At 41.9% G+C, this 23,624-nt stretch carries 13 protein-coding genes, 2 tRNA genes and 7 rRNA genes; 2 read left to right on the forward strand and 20 right to left on the reverse strand.

Annotated features, from left to right (window positions below; all coding sequences use genetic code 11):
* Positions 1-39 precede the first annotated feature (39 nt).
* A 16S ribosomal RNA gene (locus tag HYG86_RS08555) occupies positions 40-1,563 on the reverse strand.
* A gap of 593 nt (positions 1,564-2,156) precedes the next feature.
* On the opposite strand from HYG86_RS08555, the gene HYG86_RS08560 reads away from it, so the two are divergent.
* A complete protein-coding gene (locus HYG86_RS08560) occupies positions 2,157-2,372 on the forward strand; it encodes a helix-turn-helix transcriptional regulator (protein ID WP_213168853.1) in 216 nt (71 codons plus the stop codon).
* Complete coding sequence (locus tag HYG86_RS08565) at positions 2,356-2,769, forward strand: DUF2178 domain-containing protein (RefSeq protein ID WP_213168855.1); 414 nt, start codon at positions 2,356-2,358, stop codon at positions 2,767-2,769. The genes HYG86_RS08560 and HYG86_RS08565 overlap by 17 nt, the downstream gene beginning before the upstream one ends.
* Before the next feature lie 183 nt (positions 2,770-2,952).
* Here HYG86_RS08565 and rrf (HYG86_RS08570) read toward each other — a convergent pair.
* The 19 genes from rrf (HYG86_RS08570) to HYG86_RS08660 form a co-directional block, all read right to left on the reverse strand.
* A 5S ribosomal RNA gene (gene rrf / locus HYG86_RS08570) occupies positions 2,953-3,067 on the reverse strand.
* A 74-nt stretch (positions 3,068-3,141) separates the two neighbouring features.
* Positions 3,142-6,116: ribosomal RNA gene (locus HYG86_RS08575) — 23S ribosomal RNA — on the reverse strand.
* Between the two features lie 260 nt (positions 6,117-6,376).
* A 16S ribosomal RNA gene (locus HYG86_RS08580) occupies positions 6,377-7,900 on the reverse strand.
* 712 nt (positions 7,901-8,612) lie between these two features.
* Positions 8,613-8,727: ribosomal RNA gene (gene rrf, locus HYG86_RS08585) — 5S ribosomal RNA — on the reverse strand.
* A 98-nt stretch (positions 8,728-8,825) separates the two neighbouring features.
* Positions 8,826-11,800: ribosomal RNA gene (locus HYG86_RS08590) — 23S ribosomal RNA — on the reverse strand.
* Positions 11,801-11,991: 191 nt separating this feature from the next.
* Positions 11,992-12,068, reverse strand: a tRNA-Ile gene (locus HYG86_RS08595).
* A 116-nt stretch (positions 12,069-12,184) separates the two neighbouring features.
* Positions 12,185-12,260 (reverse strand) — tRNA-Ala (locus HYG86_RS08600).
* Between the two features lie 124 nt (positions 12,261-12,384).
* Positions 12,385-13,908 (reverse strand): 16S ribosomal RNA (locus tag HYG86_RS08605).
* Together the 16S, 23S and 5S rRNA genes with 2 tRNA genes alongside form the textbook arrangement of a ribosomal RNA operon.
* Before the next feature lie 509 nt (positions 13,909-14,417).
* On the reverse strand, positions 14,418-15,884 hold the full coding sequence (gene lysS, locus HYG86_RS08610) for a lysine--tRNA ligase (RefSeq protein WP_213168857.1): 1,467 nt from the start codon (positions 15,882-15,884) through the stop codon (positions 14,418-14,420).
* Positions 15,885-16,002: 118 nt separating this feature from the next.
* Positions 16,003-16,479 (reverse strand): transcription elongation factor GreA, encoded by a 477-nt coding sequence (gene greA / locus HYG86_RS08615; RefSeq protein WP_213168859.1) that lies wholly within the window; start codon positions 16,477-16,479, stop codon positions 16,003-16,005.
* A 186-nt stretch (positions 16,480-16,665) separates the two neighbouring features.
* The gene (locus tag HYG86_RS08620; protein ID WP_213168861.1) at positions 16,666-17,769 is read right to left on the reverse strand and encodes a shikimate dehydrogenase; all 1,104 of its coding nucleotides are present in this window, start codon (positions 17,767-17,769) and stop codon (positions 16,666-16,668) included.
* Positions 17,762-18,688: a quinate 5-dehydrogenase gene (locus HYG86_RS08625; RefSeq protein WP_213168863.1), complete on the reverse strand. Its 927-nt coding sequence runs from the start codon at positions 18,686-18,688 to the stop codon at positions 17,762-17,764. Before HYG86_RS08625 ends, HYG86_RS08620 begins: the two co-directional genes overlap by 8 nt.
* 11 nt (positions 18,689-18,699) lie before the next feature.
* Positions 18,700-19,221, reverse strand: a complete 522-nt coding sequence (locus tag HYG86_RS08630; RefSeq protein WP_213168864.1) for a transcriptional regulator — start codon at positions 19,219-19,221, stop codon at positions 18,700-18,702.
* 114 nt (positions 19,222-19,335) lie between these two features.
* Positions 19,336-20,298, reverse strand: a complete 963-nt coding sequence (gene dusB, locus HYG86_RS08635) for a tRNA dihydrouridine synthase DusB (protein WP_213168866.1) — start codon at positions 20,296-20,298, stop codon at positions 19,336-19,338.
* A gap of 61 nt (positions 20,299-20,359) precedes the next feature.
* The gene (locus HYG86_RS08640) at positions 20,360-20,848 is read right to left on the reverse strand and encodes a hypothetical protein (protein ID WP_213168868.1); all 489 of its coding nucleotides are present in this window, start codon (positions 20,846-20,848) and stop codon (positions 20,360-20,362) included.
* A 15-nt stretch (positions 20,849-20,863) separates the two neighbouring features.
* Positions 20,864-22,432: a sensor domain-containing diguanylate cyclase gene (locus HYG86_RS08645; RefSeq protein WP_213168870.1), complete on the reverse strand. Its 1,569-nt coding sequence runs from the start codon at positions 22,430-22,432 to the stop codon at positions 20,864-20,866.
* 167 nt (positions 22,433-22,599) lie between these two features.
* Entirely contained in the window at positions 22,600-22,989 is a 390-nt protein-coding gene (locus tag HYG86_RS08650; RefSeq protein ID WP_213168872.1) for a CoA-binding protein, read from the reverse strand.
* A gap of 16 nt (positions 22,990-23,005) precedes the next feature.
* Positions 23,006-23,215, reverse strand: a complete 210-nt coding sequence (locus HYG86_RS08655) for a hypothetical protein (protein ID WP_213168873.1) — start codon at positions 23,213-23,215, stop codon at positions 23,006-23,008.
* Positions 23,216-23,317: 102 nt separating this feature from the next.
* On the reverse strand, positions 23,318-23,620 hold the full coding sequence (locus tag HYG86_RS08660) for a YbjQ family protein (protein ID WP_213168875.1): 303 nt from the start codon (positions 23,618-23,620) through the stop codon (positions 23,318-23,320).
* Positions 23,621-23,624 lie beyond the last annotated feature (4 nt).

The raw sequence follows: 23,624 nt of genomic DNA on the forward strand, positions 1-23,624 counted from the left end.
AAGTAGATATCACTTAATGTGATATCAGTGTCTCCTTAGAAAGGAGGTGATCCAGCCGCACCTTCCGATACGGCTACCTTGTTACGACTTCACCCCAATCATCTACCCCACCTTCGACGGCTGCCTCCTAAAAGGTTAGCCCACCGGCTTCGGGTGTTGTAAACTTTCGTGGTGTGACGGGCGGTGTGTACAAGGCCCGGGAACGCATTCACCGCGACATTCTGATCCGCGATTACTAGCAACTCCGACTTCATGTAGGCGAGTTGCAGCCTACAATCCGAACTGAGACCTGTTTTAAGGGATTTGCTCCAGATCACTCCTTCGCTTCCCGTTGTTCAGGCCATTGTAGCACGTGTGTAGCCCAGGACATAAGGGGCATGATGATTTGACGTCATCCCCACCTTCCTCCGGTTTATCACCGGCAGTCTCTCTAGAGTGCCCAACATTACTTGCTGGCAACTAAAGATAAGGGTTGCGCTCGTTGCGGGACTTAACCCAACATCTCACGACACGAGCTGACGACAACCATGCACCACCTGTCTCTCTGCCCCGAAGGGACACTATTATCTCTAATAGCTTCAGAGGATGTCAAGTCCTGGTAAGGTTCTTCGCGTTGCTTCGAATTAAACCACATGCTCCGCTGCTTGTGCGGGCCCCCGTCAATTCCTTTGAGTTTCAATCTTGCGATCGTACTCCCCAGGCGGGGTACTTAATGCGTTAACTGCGGCACAGAGGGTATCTAAACCCCCTACACCTAGTACCCATCGTTTACGGCGTGGACTACCAGGGTATCTAATCCTGTTTGCTCCCCACGCTTTCGCACCTCAGTGTCAGGTACAGTCCAGAAAGTCGCCTTCGCCACTGGTGTTCCTCCTAATATCTACGCATTTCACCGCTACACTAGGAATTCCACTTTCCTCTCCTGTCCTCAAGTCCAGCAGTTTCAAATGCATTACGGGGTTGAGCCCCGCATTTTAACATCTGACTTACTAGACCACCTACGCGCGCTTTACGCCCAGTGATTCCGGACAACGCTTGCCCCCTACGTATTACCGCGGCTGCTGGCACGTAGTTAGCCGGGGCTTCCTCCAGAGGTACTGTCATTATTCATCCCTCTAGACAGAAGTTTACGACTCGAAAGCCTTCATCCTTCACGCGGCATTGCTGCGTCAGGGTTGCCCCCATTGCGCAATATTCCCCACTGCTGCCTCCCGTAGGAGTCTGGGCCGTGTCTCAGTCCCAGTGTGGCTGATCGTCCTCTCAGACCAGCTATCCATCGTCGCCTTGGTAGGCCGTTACCCTACCAACTAGCTAATGGACCGCGGGCCCATCCTACAGCGATAAATCTTTCCTCCATAAACCATGCGATTCATGAAGCGTATCCGGTATTAACATCAGTTTCCCGATGGTATCCCGAGCTGTAGGGCAGGTTGCCCACGTGTTACTCACCCGTCCGCCACTAAGTTAAGTAAAAAGCAAGCTTTCTACTTAACTCCGTTCGACTTGCATGTGTGAGGCATGCCGCCAGCGTTCGTCCTGAGCCAGGATCAAACTCTCCATTAAATTGAAAAGTTATATCATTCGCACATCGCTATTGGCAGTTAGCAGTTAGCTAAATACTAATAACTTAATGCGTTGATTACTGACTTCAGACTTTCGTCTGGTTTTAATCACTTTAAACTCAAATTCGAAATTAACTTTTACCAAGTTATATTTCTTATGGTATAGTGCTGTTCAATTTTCAAAGAACTGTCAGTAGCTCGTGCTACTTTTTTTGTATCATCACCTCTCGGCGACAAAGACTATCTTATCATTTTTTATTCATGTTGTCAATACTTTTTTATTTTTTATTTTTCAAAAGTGTTGCTTGCCTATATTGTTACCTTTAGGCATTTTTTATTTTGAAAATTAAAATGTTGCTCGTGTTAAGCAACGAATTATATCATACCACTAGATCTATTTTCGGTCAATGGATATTAATGTAATTTATTTATTTGAACTAGAATCTATTTATTTAAGATCTTTTCCCATCCAACTACTGAAAGAACATACTGGGTTATATGATGTAGTGTAAAGCTAGCTTGACATTAATGTTCTACTTCTATATAATTAGCGTAAAGTTAACTTTACGTTGTGTTGGGAGGTGAATATTTTAAGTGAAGAGTCGTTTAGAGGAAATTAGGAAAGCAAAAAAATTAAGTCAAGATGATTTAGCAGAAGCTCTACAAGTTTCCAGGCAAACTATAAGTTCATTAGAAAATGGTCGCTACAATCCCTCAATTCTATTGGCATTTAAAATATCTCACTTTTTTAAAGTTAGGATTGAAGATATTTTTATATATGAGGAGGAGGAAGATGGAGAACAAGCTTAAAAAGTACAGATTTAAACGTGCTATTTTTCAGTTTGTAGCCTTTGCCGTAGGATATGAACTATACAGCTGGTTGGGAAGTGGAAACGACTTCCTAAGGTTTTTGTCCGGGGGTTTATTTAGTTTTATTACTATCGAAATCTACTATACTTATATTCTTAAAAAAAACCCCAAAGTATTGGATAAAGAAAAACACCTTGAAAATGATGAACGCATAAAAATCATTAAAGAAAAAGCAGCTAACTCTACATTGGTTGTCATATTAGTCCTTTTAGTGGGGTCTTATATCTCTGCGCTAATAATGCAACTAGAGGACCTACATTTCTATTTAAGTATACTAATTGGATTTATTGTTATCCTTAATAAAATTAGTAGATATTACTGGAACAGTAAAATTTAATCGTTTGGTTAGAGAACTAGCAATTAGGAGACAGGAAAACCTTTTAAAAAACTCGACCCCATTTAGTGGCGGTTGGTGATAGATGGTGGTGGTTCTTTTGGTGCCGATGGTGGCTGAGGGTTTGTATGTTTTAGATTTCCATGCAAAAAAGACACCAATCATAAGATTGATGTCTTTTAAAGTACCTAGCGACGTCCTACTCTCCCAGGGGGTAACCCCAAGTACCATCGGCGCTGAAGAGCTTAACTGCGGTGTTCGGAATGGGAACCGGTGTATCCTCTTCGCCATCATCACTAGATGAAACTATCACACTAAATTCATAGCAAGGTTTTCAAAGGTTTGTTCTTAATTGTTAATTGTCAATTGGTTTTTTAGGTCAAGTCCTCGACCGATTAGTACTAGTCCGCTGAAGGTATTACTACCCTTACACTCCTAGCCTATCAACCAGATAGTCTTTCTGGGGTCTTACTTCCTTACGGAATGGGAAGTCTTATCTTAAGGGGGGCTTCGCGCTTAGATGCTTTCAGCGCTTATCCCGACCAAACTTGGCTACCCAGAACTGCCATTGGCATGACAACTGGTACACCAGAGGTTCGTCCATCCCGGTCCTCTCGTACTAAGGACAGCTCCTTTCAAACTTCCTGCGCCCGCGACAGATAGGGACCGAACTGTCTCACGACGTTCTGAACCCAGCTCGCGTACCGCTTTAATGGGCGAACAGCCCAACCCTTGGGACCTTCTTCAGCCCCAGGATGCGATGAGCCGACATCGAGGTGCCAAACCTCCCCGTCGATGTGGACTCTTGGGGGAGATAAGCCTGTTATCCCCGGGGTAGCTTTTATCCGTTGAGCGACGGCCCTTCCACTCGGTACCGCCGGGTCACTAAGCCCGACTTTCGTCCCTGCTCGACTTGTAGGTCTCGCAGTCAAGCTCCCTTCTGCCTTTACACTCTTCGAATGATTTCCAACCATTCTGAGGGAACCTTTGGGCGCCTCCGTTACTCTTTAGGAGGCGACCGCCCCAGTCAAACTGCCCACCTGACACTGTCCTAGTACCGGATAACGGTACACAGTTAGAATTCCAGCACTTTAAGGGTGGTATCCCACGGGTGGCTCCAGCAACACTGGCGTGCTACTTTCTCAGCCTCCCACCTATCCTGTACATAAAATGCCAAAACTCAATATCAGGCTACAGTAAAGCTCCACGGGGTCTTTCCGTCTTGTCGCGGGTAACCTGCATCTTCACAGGTACTACAATTTCACCGGGTCCTTCGTTGAGACAGTGCCCAAGTCGTTACGCCATTCGTGCGGGTCAGAACTTACCTGACAAGGAATTTCGCTACCTTAGGACCGTTATAGTTACGGCCGCCGTTTACTGGGGCTTCGGTTCAAAGCTTCGCTTGCGCTAACCTCTTCCCTTAACCTTCCAGCACCGGGCAGGCGTCAGCCCCTATACTTCATCTTTCGATTTAGCAGAGACCTGTGTTTTTGCTAAACAGTCGCTTGGGCCTATTCACTGCGGCCTCTTCTAGCTTAAGAAGTAAATTCTCTCACCATAATGAGGCACCCCTTCTCCCGAAGTTACGGGGTCATTTTGCCGAGTTCCTTAACGAAGGTTCTCCCGAGCGCCTTAGGATTCTCTCCTTACCTACCTGTGTCGGTTTGCGGTACGGGCACCTTACTTCTCGATAGAGGCTTTTCTTGGCAGTGTAGGATCAGTTAGTTCCCCTCATTCGGGTCCCCTTCACTCCTCAGGATTATGAGTCGACGGATTTGCCTATCTACTCTCCCTAAAAGCTTGGACGCACATAACCAACAGTGCGATAACCTACCTTCCTGCGTCACCCCATCTCTCAAACGAAGTTTGGTGGCACTGGAATCTCTACCAGTTGTCCATCGCCTACGCCTTTCGGCCTCGGCTTAGGTCCCGGCTTACCCTGAGAGGACGAGCCTTCCTCAGGAAACCTTAGGTTTTCGGCGAAGATGATTCTCACATCTTTTTTCGTTACTTATACCAGCATTCTCACTTCTATTCGCTCCACTGCTCCTTACGGTACAGCTTCTGCGCAAATAGAACGCTCCCCTACCATGATTTACATCATCCATTGCTTCGGTGATAAGTTTGAGCCCCGTTACATTTTCGGCGCAGGATCACTTGACCAGTGAGCTATTACGCACTCTTTAAATGGTGGCTGCTTCTAAGCCAACATCCTGGTTGTCTGTGCAATCCCACATCCTTTTCCACTTAACTTATACTTTGGGACCTTAGCAGATGGTCTGGGCTGTTTCCCTCTCGACTATGGACCTTAGCACCCATAGTCTGACTCCCGGAAAACAAATATGTGGCATTCGGAGTTTGACTGAGTTCGGTAACCTGGTAAGGCCCCTAGCCCAATCAGTGCTCTACCTCCACTATTTTATTCCGAGGCTAGCCCTAAAGCTATTTCGGGGAGAACCAGCTATCTCCGAGTTCGATTGGAATTTCTCCGCTACCCACAGCTCATCCCCTAATTTTTCAACATTAGTGGGTTCGGGCCTCCATTTTGCGTTAACAAAACTTCACCCTGGCCATGGGTAGGTCACCCGGTTTCGGGTCTACGCAGCCAAACTTCACGCCCTTTTAAGACTCGGTTTCCCTTCGGCTCCGTGGCTTTACCACTTAACCTTGCTTGACTACGTAACTCGCTGGTTCATTCTACAAAAGGCACGCCATCACCCGCGTATGGGGCTTTGACTGTTTGTAGGCACACGGTTTCAGGTTCTTTTTCACTCCTCTTCCGAGGTTCTTTTCACCTTTCCCTCACGGTACTGCTTCACTATCGGTCGCTAGGTAGTATTTAGCCTTTGGAGGTGGTCCTCCTAGATTCCAACGGGGTTTCACGTGTCCCGCTGTACTCGGGTGGCAATTAGGTAGGGTTAATCTTTTCAACTACAGGGCTTTCACCTTCTACGGCCTGTCTTTCCAAACAGTTCGTCTAAAATTAACTTTTGTAACTACCTTGATATCCTGCAAGATACCACAATTGCTCCCTCAACCCACATGTAACAACGATTGCAGTCTTACATCACATGTGTTTAGGCTCTTCCCATTTCGCTCGCCACTACTTAGGGAATCGATTATTCTTTCTCTTCCTCGGGGTACTTAGATGTTTCAGTTCCCCCGGTTGCCTTCTACTACCCTATGTATTCAGGTAGTGATACTATGGTATTAACCATAGTGGGTTGCCCCATTCGGAGATCCACGGGTCAAGGCTTGCTTACAGCTTACCGTGGCTTTTCGTAGTTCGCTACGTCCTTCTTCGGCTCCTAGCGCCAAGGCATCCGCCGTGCGCCCTTAGTAACTTGACCAAATAAATGCTTACGCATTTGATCGTTTATTGCTCTAAGAACACTCTTTGTTTTTCGTTAACTAAGTTAATAGTTAACTAACCTTTGCTTATTGAATTTCGTGTGTAGTTTTCAAAGATCGTTAGAAAGAAAATGACCAACATAGTTAGCCTTTAGTTCTTTCAAAATTAAACAGCATATACCATATTTGAGTTGTGATTTTGTTTTGTGTAATACTTAAGAAGTAGATATCACTTAATGTGATATCAGTGTCTCCTTAGAAAGGAGGTGATCCAGCCGCACCTTCCGATACGGCTACCTTGTTACGACTTCACCCCAATCATCTACCCCACCTTCGACGGCTGCCTCCTAAAAGGTTAGCCCACCGGCTTCGGGTGTTGTAAACTTTCGTGGTGTGACGGGCGGTGTGTACAAGGCCCGGGAACGCATTCACCGCGACATTCTGATCCGCGATTACTAGCAACTCCGACTTCATGTAGGCGAGTTGCAGCCTACAATCCGAACTGAGACCTGTTTTAAGGGATTTGCTCCAGATCACTCCTTCGCTTCCCGTTGTTCAGGCCATTGTAGCACGTGTGTAGCCCAGGACATAAGGGGCATGATGATTTGACGTCATCCCCACCTTCCTCCGGTTTATCACCGGCAGTCTCTCTAGAGTGCCCAACATTACTTGCTGGCAACTAAAGATAAGGGTTGCGCTCGTTGCGGGACTTAACCCAACATCTCACGACACGAGCTGACGACAACCATGCACCACCTGTCTCTCTGCCCCGAAGGGACACTATTATCTCTAATAGCTTCAGAGGATGTCAAGTCCTGGTAAGGTTCTTCGCGTTGCTTCGAATTAAACCACATGCTCCGCTGCTTGTGCGGGCCCCCGTCAATTCCTTTGAGTTTCAATCTTGCGATCGTACTCCCCAGGCGGGGTACTTAATGCGTTAACTGCGGCACAGAGGGTATCTAAACCCCCTACACCTAGTACCCATCGTTTACGGCGTGGACTACCAGGGTATCTAATCCTGTTTGCTCCCCACGCTTTCGCACCTCAGTGTCAGGTACAGTCCAGAAAGTCGCCTTCGCCACTGGTGTTCCTCCTAATATCTACGCATTTCACCGCTACACTAGGAATTCCACTTTCCTCTCCTGTCCTCAAGTCCAGCAGTTTCAAATGCATTACGGGGTTGAGCCCCGCATTTTAACATCTGACTTACTAGACCACCTACGCGCGCTTTACGCCCAGTGATTCCGGACAACGCTTGCCCCCTACGTATTACCGCGGCTGCTGGCACGTAGTTAGCCGGGGCTTCCTCCAGAGGTACTGTCATTATTCATCCCTCTAGACAGAAGTTTACGACTCGAAAGCCTTCATCCTTCACGCGGCATTGCTGCGTCAGGGTTGCCCCCATTGCGCAATATTCCCCACTGCTGCCTCCCGTAGGAGTCTGGGCCGTGTCTCAGTCCCAGTGTGGCTGATCGTCCTCTCAGACCAGCTATCCATCGTCGCCTTGGTAGGCCGTTACCCTACCAACTAGCTAATGGACCGCGGGCCCATCCTACAGCGATAAATCTTTCCTCCATAAACCATGCGATTCATGAAGCGTATCCGGTATTAACATCAGTTTCCCGATGGTATCCCGAGCTGTAGGGCAGGTTGCCCACGTGTTACTCACCCGTCCGCCACTAAGTTAAGTAAAAAGCAAGCTTTCTACTTAACTCCGTTCGACTTGCATGTGTGAGGCATGCCGCCAGCGTTCGTCCTGAGCCAGGATCAAACTCTCCATTAAATTGAAAAGTTATATCATTCGCACATCGCTATTCGCAGTTAGCAGTTAGCTAAATACTAATAACTTAATGCGTTGATTACTGACTTCAGACTTTCGTCTGGTTTTAATCACTTTAAACTCAAATTCGAAATTAACTTTTACCAAGTTATATTTCTTATGGTATAGTGCTGTTCAATTTTCAAAGAACTGTCAGTAGCTCGTGCTACTTTTTTGTTTCATCACCTCTCGGCGACAAAGACTATCTTATCATTTTTTATTCATGTTGTCAATACTTTTTTATTTTTATTTTTCAAAAGTGTTGCTTGCCTATATTGTTACCTTTAGGCATTTTTTTATTTTTGAAAATTAAAATGTTGCTCGTGTTAAGCAACGAAGATTACTATATCATTAATTATCTTGTTAGGTCAATGTAAATTAATGGTTTATTACATTAAAATTATAGTCAAAAAGCCTAGCGCGGAATTGCAAAAGAGATTACGCGGATTTTAGGGTTAGTTTTGGAGGGTTAGGATGAGGAATTCAAATCTTAGCCACTAATGGCACTATTATAATAGGTCAAGAATTTCACTAACTTACACAAAAGATTTTATTATTTTTAGTGTTAGTTAGTGTAGAGATTTTTAGTGAAGTTAGTGGCAATTTTTTATTCGTATTGGTGTAAAATTACATATGCAAAAAAGACACCAATCATAAGATTGATGTCTTTTAAAGTACCTAGCGACGTCCTACTCTCCCAGGGGGTAACCCCAAGTACCATCGGCGCTGAAGAGCTTAACTGCGGTGTTCGGAATGGGAACCGGTGTATCCTCTTCGCCATCATCACTAGATGAAACTATCACACTAAATTCATAGCAAGGTTTTCAAAGGTTTTATTCTTAAAGTTTTTCCTGACTGCTGACTACTGTCAGCTGACAGCTTAAATATTTAGGTCAAGTCCTCGACCGATTAGTACTAGTCCGCTGAAGGTATTACTACCCTTACACTCCTAGCCTATCAACCAGATAGTCTTTCTGGGGTCTTACTTCCTTACGGAATGGGAAGTCTTATCTTAAGGGGGGCTTCGCGCTTAGATGCTTTCAGCGCTTATCCCGACCAAACTTGGCTACCCAGAACTGCCATTGGCATGACAACTGGTACACCAGAGGTTCGTCCATCCCGGTCCTCTCGTACTAAGGACAGCTCCTTTCAAACTTCCTGCGCCCGCGACAGATAGGGACCGAACTGTCTCACGACGTTCTGAACCCAGCTCGCGTACCGCTTTAATGGGCGAACAGCCCAACCCTTGGGACCTTCTTCAGCCCCAGGATGCGATGAGCCGACATCGAGGTGCCAAACCTCCCCGTCGATGTGGACTCTTGGGGGAGATAAGCCTGTTATCCCCGGGGTAGCTTTTATCCGTTGAGCGACGGCCCTTCCACTCGGTACCGCCGGGTCACTAAGCCCGACTTTCGTCCCTGCTCGACTTGTAGGTCTCGCAGTCAAGCTCCCTTCTGCCTTTACACTCTTCGAATGATTTCCAACCATTCTGAGGGAACCTTTGGGCGCCTCCGTTACTCTTTAGGAGGCGACCGCCCCAGTCAAACTGCCCACCTGACACTGTCCTAGTACCGGATAACGGTACACAGTTAGAATTCCAGCACTTTAAGGGTGGTATCCCACGGGTGGCTCCAGCAACACTGGCGTGCTACTTTCTCAGCCTCCCACCTATCCTGTACATAAAATGCCAAAACTCAATATCAGGCTACAGTAAAGCTCCACGGGGTCTTTCCGTCTTGTCGCGGGTAACCTGCATCTTCACAGGTACTACAATTTCACCGGGTCCTTCGTTGAGACAGTGCCCAAGTCGTTACGCCATTCGTGCGGGTCAGAACTTACCTGACAAGGAATTTCGCTACCTTAGGACCGTTATAGTTACGGCCGCCGTTTACTGGGGCTTCGGTTCAAAGCTTCGCTTGCGCTAACCTCTTCCCTTAACCTTCCAGCACCGGGCAGGCGTCAGCCCCTATACTTCATCTTTCGATTTAGCAGAGACCTGTGTTTTTGCTAAACAGTCGCTTGGGCCTATTCACTGCGGCCTCTTCTAGCTTAAGAAGTAAATTCTCTCACCATAATGAGGCACCCCTTCTCCCGAAGTTACGGGGTCATTTTGCCGAGTTCCTTAACGAAGGTTCTCCCGAGCGCCTTAGGATTCTCTCCTTACCTACCTGTGTCGGTTTGCGGTACGGGCACCTTACTTCTCGATAGAGGCTTTTCTTGGCAGTGTAGGATCAGTTAGTTCCCCTCATTCGGGTCCCCTTCACTCCTCAGGATTATGAGTCGACGGATTTGCCTATCTACTCTCCCTAAAAGCTTGGACGCACATAACCAACAGTGCGATAACCTACCTTCCTGCGTCACCCCATCTCTCAAACGAAGTTTGGTGGCACTGGAATCTCTACCAGTTGTCCATCGCCTACGCCTTTCGGCCTCGGCTTAGGTCCCGGCTTACCCTGAGAGGACGAGCCTTCCTCAGGAAACCTTAGGTTTTCGGCGAAGATGATTCTCACATCTTTTTTCGTTACTTATACCAGCATTCTCACTTCTATTCGCTCCACTGCTCCTTACGGTACAGCTTCTGCGCAAATAGAACGCTCCCCTACCATGATTTACATCATCCATTGCTTCGGTGATAAGTTTGAGCCCCGTTACATTTTCGGCGCAGGATCACTTGACCAGTGAGCTATTACGCACTCTTTAAATGGTGGCTGCTTCTAAGCCAACATCCTGGTTGTCTGTGCAATCCCACATCCTTTTCCACTTAACTTATACTTTGGGACCTTAGCAGATGGTCTGGGCTGTTTCCCTCTCGACTATGGACCTTAGCACCCATAGTCTGACTCCCGGAAAACAAATATGTGGCATTCGGAGTTTGACTGAGTTCGGTAACCTGGTAAGGCCCCTAGCCCAATCAGTGCTCTACCTCCACTATTTTATTCCGAGGCTAGCCCTAAAGCTATTTCGGGGAGAACCAGCTATCTCCGAGTTCGATTGGAATTTCTCCGCTACCCACAGCTCATCCCCTAATTTTTCAACATTAGTGGGTTCGGGCCTCCATTTTGCGTTAACAAAACTTCACCCTGGCCATGGGTAGGTCACCCGGTTTCGGGTCTACGCAGCCAAACTTCACGCCCTTTTAAGACTCGGTTTCCCTTCGGCTCCGTGGCTTTACCACTTAACCTTGCTTGACTACGTAACTCGCTGGTTCATTCTACAAAAGGCACGCCATCACCCGCGTATGGGGCTTTGACTGTTTGTAGGCACACGGTTTCAGGTTCTTTTTCACTCCTCTTCCGAGGTTCTTTTCACCTTTCCCTCACGGTACTGCTTCACTATCGGTCGCTAGGTAGTATTTAGCCTTTGGAGGTGGTCCTCCTAGATTCCAACGGGGTTTCACGTGTCCCGCTGTACTCGGGTGGCAATTAGGTAGGGTTAATCTTTTCAACTACAGGGCTTTCACCTTCTACGGCCTGTCTTTCCAAACAGTTCGTCTAAAATTAACTTTTGTAACTACCTTGATATCCTGCAAGATACCACAATTGCTCCCTCAACCCACATGTAACAACGATTGCAGTCTTACATCACATGTGTTTAGGCTCTTCCCATTTCGCTCGCCACTACTTAGGGAATCGATTATTCTTTCTCTTCCTCGGGGTACTTAGATGTTTCAGTTCCCCCGGTTGCCTTCTACTACCCTATGTATTCAGGTAGTGATACTATGGTATTAACCATAGTGGGTTGCCCCATTCGGAGATCCACGGGTCAAGGCTTGCTTACAGCTTACCGTGGCTTTTCGTAGTTCGCTACGTCCTTCTTCGGCTCCTAGCGCCAAGGCATCCGCCGTGCGCCCTTAGTAACTTGACCAAGTAGAACAGTTCTTTTCACTGTTCATGTACACAAATCCTTAGATTTGTTTGATCTTTATTGCTCTAAGAACACTCTTTGTTTTTCGTTAACTAAGTTAATAGTTAACTAACCTTTGCTTATTGAATTTCGTGTGTAGTTTTCAAAGATCATATATTTAAAAATGCATAAGCATTTTTAAAGCAAATTAGTGGTGGGCCTAGGTGGACTCGAACCACCGACCTCACGCTTATCAGGCGTGCGCTCTAACCGGCTGAGCTATAGGCCCTAGTTAATTTAATTGTTTTAAGGTCAAAAGCTTTGCAAAGGTGAACCGTCTTTGCAAAAAGGCTCTGGGTCCTTTTTCTGTATTTATTTTCTAAAACGAAGTTTTAGATAATAAAGTGGTGGAGATGAGCGGGATCGAACCGCTGACCCCCTGCGTGCAAGGCAGGTGCTCTCCCAGCTGAGCTACACCCCCACATTTTTGAAAGAAACTAGTTCTTTCAAAATTAAACAGCATATACCATATTTGAGTTGTGATTTTGTTTTGTGTAATACTTAAGAAGTAGATATCACTTAATGTGATATCAGTGTCTCCTTAGAAAGGAGGTGATCCAGCCGCACCTTCCGATACGGCTACCTTGTTACGACTTCACCCCAATCATCTACCCCACCTTCGACGGCTGCCTCCTAAAAGGTTAGCCCACCGGCTTCGGGTGTTGTAAACTTTCGTGGTGTGACGGGCGGTGTGTACAAGGCCCGGGAACGCATTCACCGCGACATTCTGATCCGCGATTACTAGCAACTCCGACTTCATGTAGGCGAGTTGCAGCCTACAATCCGAACTGAGACCTGTTTTAAGGGATTTGCTCCAGATCACTCCTTCGCTTCCCGTTGTTCAGGCCATTGTAGCACGTGTGTAGCCCAGGACATAAGGGGCATGATGATTTGACGTCATCCCCACCTTCCTCCGGTTTATCACCGGCAGTCTCTCTAGAGTGCCCAACATTACTTGCTGGCAACTAAAGATAAGGGTTGCGCTCGTTGCGGGACTTAACCCAACATCTCACGACACGAGCTGACGACAACCATGCACCACCTGTCTCTCTGCCCCGAAGGGACACTATTATCTCTAATAGCTTCAGAGGATGTCAAGTCCTGGTAAGGTTCTTCGCGTTGCTTCGAATTAAACCACATGCTCCGCTGCTTGTGCGGGCCCCCGTCAATTCCTTTGAGTTTCAATCTTGCGATCGTACTCCCCAGGCGGGGTACTTAATGCGTTAACTGCGGCACAGAGGGTATCTAAACCCCCTACACCTAGTACCCATCGTTTACGGCGTGGACTACCAGGGTATCTAATCCTGTTTGCTCCCCACGCTTTCGCACCTCAGTGTCAGGTACAGTCCAGAAAGTCGCCTTCGCCACTGGTGTTCCTCCTAATATCTACGCATTTCACCGCTACACTAGGAATTCCACTTTCCTCTCCTGTCCTCAAGTCCAGCAGTTTCAAATGCATTACGGGGTTGAGCCCCGCATTTTAACATCTGACTTACTAGACCACCTACGCGCGCTTTACGCCCAGTGATTCCGGACAACGCTTGCCCCCTACGTATTACCGCGGCTGCTGGCACGTAGTTAGCCGGGGCTTCCTCCAGAGGTACTGTCATTATTCATCCCTCTAGACAGAAGTTTACGACTCGAAAGCCTTCATCCTTCACGCGGCATTGCTGCGTCAGGGTTGCCCCCATTGCGCAATATTCCCCACTGCTGCCTCCCGTAGGAGTCTGGGCCGTGTCTCAGTCCCAGTGTGGCTGATCGTCCTCTCAGACCAGCTATCCATCGTCGCCTTGGTAGGCCGTTACCCTACCAACTAGCTAATGGACCGCGGGCCCATCCTACAGCGATAAATCTTTCCTCCATAAACCATGCGATTCATGAAGCGTATCCGGTATTAACATCAGTTTCCCGATGGTATCCCGAGCTGTAGGGCAGGTTGCCCACGTGTTACTCACCCGTCCGCCACTAAGTTAAGTAAAAAGCAAGCTTTCTACTTAACTCCGTTCGACTTGCATGTGTGAGGCATGCCGCCAGCGTTCGTCCTGAGCCAGGATCAAACTCTCCATTAAATTGAAAAGTTTATATTAGTTGGTTAGTTTCTAGTTGGTTAGTTGGTTAGGTTGCCCTGTCCAACTGTCTACTGTCCACTAACTACTTAATTAACTGACTTCAGACTTTCGTCTGGTTTTAATCACTTTAAACTCAAATTCGAAATTAACTTTTACCAAGTTATATTTCTTATGGTATAGTGCTGTTCAATTTTCAAAGAACTGTTTTACTTGTTGACTGCAAAAATTATATTATCATAATTTCAATCTGCTGTCAATATGTTTTTTTGTTTTTTGTTTTTTTGTCAAACTGATGTGTTGACAACGAAGATTATCTTAACAGAAATTCACCGGTGGCGCAACTCTTATATTTTTTCATTTAGCGTCTTTTTTTTGTTTTAAGTCATCCTTAGTGCTTTAATCTCCTTTTTAGTATATTTTTCGTGTTAATTCTAATAATTTTCATTTTAAATTCCTCGTGTTTTTAGTACAAAAATAGGCGCCTTTCGACGCCTATAGCATATATAGTGTTATTCTTTTTTCTTTAATGTAGGAAATAGTAGTACATCCCTTATTGAACTGCTATCAGTTAGAAGCATTATAAGCCTGTCTATACCTATTCCCAGTCCTCCAGTTGGAGGCATTCCGTATTCAAGGGCTGTGACAAAATCCTCGTCCATCATATGTGCTTCATCATCACCAGCCTCTCTTTCATCTACCTGACCTTCAAACCTTTCCCTTTGATCAATTGGGTCGTTAAGCTCAGAGAAAGCGTTACACAGTTCTCTAGCTACAATAAATCCTTCGAACCTATAAGTAAGTCTTGGGTCTTCCTTTTGGCTTTTAGCTAGAGGAGATATATCTTTAGGGTGCCCTATAACAAATGTTGGCTGAATGAGTTTTTCTTCTACGAACTCTTCAAAGAACCAGTTTACTATTTTACCCCATGTCCACTTTCCTACTTTAGTGTTTAGCCCTCTACTCTTTGCTACTTCTAAGGCACCTTTTTCATCTAAAGGAAGGAAGTCAATACCTGTATGCTCTTTAACCAAATCTGTCATAGTTGCTCTGTTCCAAGGCGGGGTTAAGTCAATCTTCTCCCCTTGATACTCTATAGATGTTGAACCAATTACTTCCCTCGCCACATGGGCAACTAAGTTTTCTGTTAGTTCCATCATACCTTCATAGTCACTATACGCTTCGTAAAGTTCAAGCATGGTAAACTCGGGATTATGCTTGGTAGAGATTCCTTCATTTCTAAAGTTTCTATTGATTTCAAAAACTTTTTCGAAGCCACCTACTATCAATCTTTTTAAGTAAAGCTCTGGTGCTATCCTTAAATATAGATCCATATCTAATGTGTTGTGGTGGGTAATAAAAGGCCTTGCTGATGCACCTCCTGAAATTGGCTGCATCATAGGTGTCTCAACTTCGTAAAAACCTTTGTTTTCTAAATAATTTCTTATTGTCTTAATAATCTTACTTCTTTTAACAAAGGTATCCATTACTTCCTGATTGATTATAAGGTCAACATATCTTTGACGGTATCTAAGCTCAACATCCTTTAAACCATGCCATTTTTCAGGAAGGGGTTGTAAGGATTTTGCAAGTATGGTGATTTTATTTGCTTTAATAGAAATTTCACCTTTTTGCGTCTTAAAGACTACCCCCTCAACACCAATCATATCGCCAACATCAAAACTTTGAAAAAGTTCGTAGTTTTCATCACCTAGCATATCTTTTCTTCCATATACCTGAATCTGACCGTTAAAATCTTTTATATTTAGAAAGCCAGCTTTCCCATGACCTCTTTTAGCCATAATTCTACCTGCTACTATGACGTTTTTATTTTCGAATTCATCGAAGGCATTGTTAATTTCATCAGTTTTATGTTCTGGCTTAAATTTTTCACCGTATGGTTCTATGCCCGCATTATATAAGTCTTCTAGCTTTTCTCTTCTTATCTTCTGAAGTTCATTTAATTCAATATTATCCATTTATTATCAACTCCTAAATTCAAACAATCATATTAACTAGGTATAAGTGCCGTATCTATTATTTTATAATTTTTTTAATTTATTCCTTTATCTTTTGTTCTGTTTTCAAGTATTGCTTTTATTCTATAGACATAATCCTATATTTTATTGTTCCTGCAGGCACTATTACTTCTACCTCACTACCAATAGGTTTTCCTAATATTGCTTTGCCAACAGGGGACTCATTTGAGATTTTACTATCGTTTGGATTGGATTCAGCAGATCCAACTATTGAATACTGTAGTTCTTCATCATACTCTAAGTCTTTTAGGACAACAGTGCATCCTATATTAACGACGCCTTTATCGATTTCGCCTTCATCAATTACTGTAGCGTTTCTAAGCATTTTTTCTAGGGTTAAAATCCGGCCTTCTACAAAGGCCTGTTCATTTTTAGCATCTTCGTACTCAGAGTTTTCACTTATGTCGCCGTAACTAATGGCAATCTTAATTCTTTCAGCTACTTCTCTTCTTTTTGTTGATTTTAAATACTCTAATTCGTCTTCGAGCTTTTTTAAACCTGTAGGTGTTAAAATAACTTCTTTGTTATTACTCATCTTTGTCTCTCCTTTAAGTTAAAATAAGTATCTGTTACATGATGATATGTATTTTTAGGGTTATTTATTCACAATTTGGTTAACACATATTACCATGAGGTCTCCATTAATACGAATAACAAGCACCAAAGGGATTTATTCCCCTTTAAGTGCTTGCAAATATTATAAGTGACTTACAATTTTTTGTCAAACTCTTACAGCACATTTTTCTAAATTAAGTGAATTTAGTGTAGCATTGTCTTTTATTTTTAATATTTCCTTTTCAGTCAATGCCCTTTCAAAGCTTCTAAAACCAGCTAATTTAAAACCATGTTTCGCTGCAAGAGAGCTAATTTCGTCTAATTGTTCTATAGAAAGATCTCTTCCTAGGGTAAAGTTTTCATATTTTTTTTCTAAACTGAGAATCATTGTTTCAGCCATGCAGGCATAAGCAGTTTTTTGAGGAAATCCAAAGTTAAAGTTAAAGTTTACATCTCCAGGAACCTCTATAACTCCTCCTTCTATCACTAACACATCGTCTCTCTTTTCTTGTACTTGTTTAGATACGTCTCTTGGCCTTGCTACATCACAAACTATTGCTCCTGGTTTTAAGTCATCAGGCTCTATTAGATGATCCACAGATCCAGAGACTGAAATCAAAATATCGCTTTTTCTTAAAGTCTTTTTAAAATCATCTGATATCCTTACTGAGTTTTTAGTCTCAAAGTAAATTTTCTCAGCTAGGTTATGTAATCTTTCTTCATTTCTGGCCACAAGGTTTATATTTTTAGCTTTGGTTGCTAGGGATCTCGATACCAAACCTCCTATGGAACCAGTTGCACCTATAATAGTTATTTCTGCATTTTCGAAGTCATGTCCCATGATTGTTGCAGCCTTTTGAGTTCCTTCAAGGGCAGACGCTACAGTGTAGCTATTTCCAGTTGTGACTGGAATCGATAGATTTTTTGCCACTGTAATACCTGCGTCCCCCACTACAGAAGTCATTGCCCCTAGACCTACAATTTTTGCCCCTAGCTTTTGTGCAAGTTTACCTGACTGTATTATTTTCTTTAATACAAATTTTTCAGGAAGATTGACCATCTGTTCACTGGTTAGTGTGCATCCAACGAAATAGCCAGATGTTTTATTGTAACCAGATTCAACTCCATTTATTTCTGAAACCTTTATGGCTGGAAGATTTTTTATTAAGCCGTTAAGCATTGATTTTGGCACCTTTTGCAAAACAGGAAATTTCCTATACATATCTTGAAGACTAATGGGATGTATTATAAAGGCAAAGTCTTTATCCATGAAGCAAATCCCTCCTTCTATCTTCTTGATCCAATTTTACTATCCTTGGCAAAAAGTTAACCTTATGCAACAAATCTTCATACTGTTTCACAGATAATTCTTTTTCACCAGACATTGCCACAAGAACAGCTTCCATGACATTAGTTCCAAAAGATCTTCCGTTTAGTTCAGGGGTACTAGTGACTAAATAACCAGCATTCTTTGACTTAAGTACTTCTATATCTTTACTTGTAACTGTGTTGGTAATTATAATTTTATTACTCAAGTCTTCTGGCATAAATCTTTTAATATAATGATAGTCACCTGCTATTATATCAGCCCATTTGAATAGCTCCTTATGTTTTTTGATCTGTGTCTCCTGTTTATTGCCAGTTGGGTAGAACAATTTAAAAGGCAAATACTTTATAACAGGCATTACTATTTTTGCAATTTTATATAGAGTCTTAAGAGAACGTATTTTAACAGGAATACCTAGGGTAAATACTAAATCTCCATATACCATATTGGCTTTAAACTTTTCAAATGTTTGGGCCATACCAAACCTATCCATAGCACAGACCATTAAAACTTTTTTATCTGAAAAGTCCCATCCCTGATCATTAAGGTACTCCAAAGTTCTTCTCTCTAGAGTGTTCTTTAGACCAGAACCATCTACTATCGGTGTTAATTTAGCGTTAGCAACAATTTTTTTAGCGTCATGGAGTGTATAGCGTTTTTCTCCTGCGAATAAATATAAGTCTATCCCTCCAAGACCAAAAGCATCTACTTTACCATCTAATTCTTTTATAGTATCAATCATGGAGCTTATACTTCCATCTGTACCGATTCTCTCTATCTCAAATTCTTCAGAACCCATAACGGTATTTACTTTATGGTTTCTTTCACTGGACCCTAAGCTTATACTAACAACCCTTTTCAATATACCGCCTCCTATTTTAGGTTTTTCATTATCTCCTCTAGTTTTTCTAGATCAACCACTACATCTTCTTTTATTGGAGATTCACCTATTTCTATACCAATTATTTCACCATCTAGTAGAGATTCTAAAAGATTTATTCTCATATCTGAGCCAATAAGTATCACAGTATCATATGTCCTGATTTCTGCCACGATATCTATTAGGTTATTGAAGAGTTCCAACCCGTGTTTAACTGTTAAAAATTCATATCTTTGTTTTTCACTAAGAAGCAATGTGTAGTTTACACCGTAACTTTTTGATAGTTTTTCCACTTCCTCTATATTGGCAATGGGGAAACCAATAAGAGCCACTTTCTTTCCTTTTCTGATTTCTCCTAAAGTTTCTATCCTAGAAATGAAGGTACGATCAATATTAAAACAATTTGCTACTTCAGCTTGGGAACTTCCTAAGGACCGCATAGTTAGTATTTTATCTATATGATGCATTATTTTATCTTTACTTACTGTTTTATCATTTATTTTATAAAATTCCATTGATTCCTACCTCCTTTATTGTGCACAAAATTGTATACATTTATTATATTTAAAAATATTATTTTTAACAACTTAATATTACAAAAAATATATAATAGTGGCCAGGAGCCACTATTATATATTTTCGCTATATTGGGTTAGTGTCTTATTAATCTCTGCAACTGTTTCAAGGGTATTTATTAGATCCCTAATATTCGCTGCATTTGGTAGCCCTTTTAAATACCAGGCAATATGTTTTCTCATTTGTCTAATTCCCTGATATTCGCCCTTGTACTCTACGTGAGCATATAAGTGGTCAATGGCTGCTTTTATTCTTTCTCTCCCCGTGGGAGGCTCAATGATTTCCTTGAATTTTAGTAGATTGTAGCTTCTACTAAATAGCCAGGGGTTTCCCATTGCTCCTCTCCCTATCATAACACCATCACATTTTGTATAGTCCAGCATCTCTTTCACATCTTCTGGTTCGAATAAATCTCCATTACCTATCACGGGAATTTTTATTGTACTTTTAATTAACTTAATGATATCCCAGTCTGCTTTCCCGCTATAAAATTGTTCTCTAGTTCTGCCATGAATGGCAATCCCTTGTACTCCAGTGGCTTCTGCCATCTGTGCAAATTCAGTTGCAACAATGTTTTCTTCATCCCATCCTTTTCTTATTTTTACTGTAACTGGAATAGATGAATTCCTTACTACTGCTCTCATGATGGACTCAGCTTTCTTGAAGTCTTTCATTAAAGCTGCACCTTCCCAGTTCTTAACAATTTTCAATGCAGGACAACCCATGTTTATATCTATGAAGTCTGCACCCTTTTTCTGTGTAAATTCTACAACTTTTTCAAATTCTGATGGGTCATTTCCAAATAGCTGAACAGATATTGGATGCTGACTCATATCTATATCGATCATATCTTCTGTTCTGTCACTTCCATATATAAGCCCTTTTGTACTTATCATCTCTGTATAAAGAAGCCCGCAGTTATGGTCTTTGACAATTCCCCTAAAGGTTTTGTCAGTAACTCCAGCCATAGGAGCTAGTACCAATGGGTTTTGTTTTAAAATTTCTTTTAGGTTCATCTTTATCCTTCCTCCAAAAAAATAAGTCATAGTTTATCTATGACTTTATTATACCTAATTATTAAGCTAATAAATTCAAATTTTGGCCCTTTAGTTTCTTTATTACCTCTTCTTTCAACATTTCCTTAGTAGAGTGATGGCCAAACTTATATTTCCTAATATATTCATGCTGTTTTTTAGTAACCTTGTTTTCTCCTAGCAAACTATCAAGACAAGGTATGTCAAACCTATGTTGAAGTAGCTCTGCAACTAATTTTTTATTTCCACCTTGCCCTAGATAGACTTGAATAGCCATGGGTATTGCATCAAACCCATCTTTAGTTACTGACTCCACTGTTATGTCTTTGATAAAATTTCCATTTTCTGTGATTGCCGAGTTAGGAACACTGGTGTAATAAACTATTCTTTCAGTCGAAAAAGGCATGGTGCTTATGGTGAAGTCAGAGTCATCAGGCAACAAGCTTTTCTCTATTTTTTTCTCTCCTTTAAATACTGAGATATGAAATGTAATGAATAAAAAAGCTATAAAGGCTAAGCTTGCTGTTATCATAACTCCCTGTCCTCCTTAACTTACAGTGTCTTTACCTAATACCTTAGAAATTTTCAACTTCCCATCAGCCATTTTAAATAAGTTTTCTTCATCCACTGAATCATCCGGATATAAAGCCAAACCTATACTCAGGGTTAGGGGACGCTTTACAATACCTTTAAATCCCAGTGAAACCCCTTTTATACTCTTTTGGATATTTAAAGCAATCTGTTTTGAAGATTCTCTGCATTGGTTAGGTAAGAGGACTGTGAACTCGTCTCCGCCATATCTACACACTATACCCTTTGTTCCTATCACTTCTTTTAGGCTTTTGCCGACTTCTGTCAATACATTATCACCGCATGTGTGCCCATATTCTTCATTAAATAGCTTAAAATCATCTATATCTATAACTAAAAGAGAAAATTTTTGATTTTTATTTATGTAAGTTCTTAATTGTTCCTTAAAGTATCTGTGATTATAAGTAGATGTAAGTCCATCAGTAATCGCCAATTGTGAAACCTGTTCATATAGCTTTATATTTTCTATTGCAAGGGCAGACTGATTTGCAAAGGTCACAAGTGAGTCAACATCTTCTTCTGTTATTATCTTTTCATTAAATCTATTATCTACCAAGATAACGCCTATTGATTGATTTTTAGAGATCAGAGGCACAACAGCATAGTTTTCAAAGGCTAGGCGTGAAAGCTCCTTCCCTAGGACTTCCTTGTTTGCATTTTTAATGTTTAAAGGGGTTTTCGTTTTAATACACTTAATTATAGGGTTTTTTTCATTTGCATACAAATCCAATTTCACCTTGCGAACATAGTCACTAAGGGTTTCATCTATGTCATCTTCCACTTCAATTACTTCTTTTAATGTTGCTTGATTTCTGACAAGCTTACCCCAAATTTTATAGGCTTCTTTTCTGGAAGGTGGCCCTATTGCTGTTTTACCTTTAACTAGGTTACCTTCAACTAAAAATATCGCCGCCCGATTGAATCCAAGGCCATAGCCTGCTGTAATAGCAGTGAGTACAATTTTATTAATTTTCTTTAGCTCTGTAGTTGTTTGCATGGAGTTGGTAATTTCCCTTAGCAATGATAGTTCATTGATTTTTGCATGAAGTTTTTCTAGCCACTTTTCGTTTTCAAAACTTATTTCGGCTTTCTTAATAGCAAAATAGCAAAATCCTAAAGTAGACAGGCCCAGTATAAATATATTCTCTATAAATAAACTTTTTTCAATTTGTGTGTTTAGAATAAAGGCATAAGATAAAGTACAAATAAAATAAGTAATAATCCCACCTTTTGAGCCGTAAGCTAGGATGCCTAGTACTATGGGTATTAAGTAACACAAAAATGCAAGACTAGCCCCTAAGCCAATGTGGTATAAAGCCAAATTACTCAACATAAGAGCCCCGAAAACTATCGATGGTTTATATAAACTAGGCAAGTACCCTTTCAGGAAGTCACATATAAATGCTATCACCATTGCGTACAATATTAATTCTATATTGTCTAGTAAATACACCCTTTCAATATTTAGGAGCATAATAAAAAGTACTGATATAAAGAGAGTCAGAATAATTCCATCTTTTTTCACTGTTAGTACCCCCGGGATAATTTAGTCTTCTTTTTTTAACTAATTCTACTTAACAACCCAATTTTCCTTCCTGGGCTAGAATTTTTTTCGTGTGCGAAGACTTTAGGAAAGCTAAGTAAATAAAAAACAGCTTCAACACAGTATTTTCTGTGTTGAAGCTGTTTTTATTAGATTAAATTTCTCAACTCTACTAATACACAACCATCTGATACAACATCATAACCCTTGGATTGGGCATATTGAACTAATTCATCATCAAAGCTCCCTGGTTGAAACCATAGAATAGTTTCCTTAGGAATATTTCCAGTGTCTATAATGGATTTCCCTACCTCTTTAGGTACTACAAAATCAATAACTTCTGGAGTTTGTGGTAGCTGTGTTATATCCGAATAGGATTTTAAACCTAAAATTGTTTCTTCCTTAGGGTTTATGGGATTAACCGTTTTACCTGCTTCATTCAAAGCTTTTGTTATTTTATAACCAAATTTTTGAGGATTATTACTTGCACCTAGTACAGCCCATACCCTTAATTTTATAACTTTTTCCTTTTCAGCCATTCATATCACTCCTATCCTAGATTTTATATATTAGTATCAGTAATACTAATACAGAGTTTATTAATAGTATAAGGGGGAAATCATTTTGAAATCTTACGGACTTCAGAGCTTGCTGTATTGTAGATCCTGTACAGGCCACCCCGTAACTTCTTTTAATTTTCATCTCAGAACTTAAGACTATTGTTAACACAACTATGAGTAATGTTAAGAATCTAATAATCAGCATCTAAACCACCCCTTAATTATTATATAAACATTATACTATATATTTATACAACTTGGTGGATTATTTTGATAATTATACTTTAATTGAAAAATTCTTTTTCCTTTATATCTTTACAGCAGTACCATAAACAATTATTTCAGCAATTCCTTGCCCTATTGACGAAGAGGAATATCTGATTCCTATAATAGCATTAGCTCCCATTTTCTCCGCTTCCTTTATCATATCTTCAACTGCCGTATCCCTTGCTTCACTTATCATTTTGGCATATTCCGTTACGTTACCCCCTACTAACCTTCTCAGGCCCGCAACAATGTCTTTCCCTAGATGCACAGCCTTAACCCTTGAACCCTGTACCATTCCAAGTACTTCATAATCAGTTCTTAAATGAGATGTGGCTAATAACATAGTA

Origin of the sequence: Alkalicella caledoniensis (assembly GCF_014467015.1) — a bacterium.
Taxonomy (GTDB): domain Bacteria; phylum Bacillota; class Proteinivoracia; order Proteinivoracales; family Proteinivoracaceae; genus Alkalicella; species Alkalicella caledoniensis.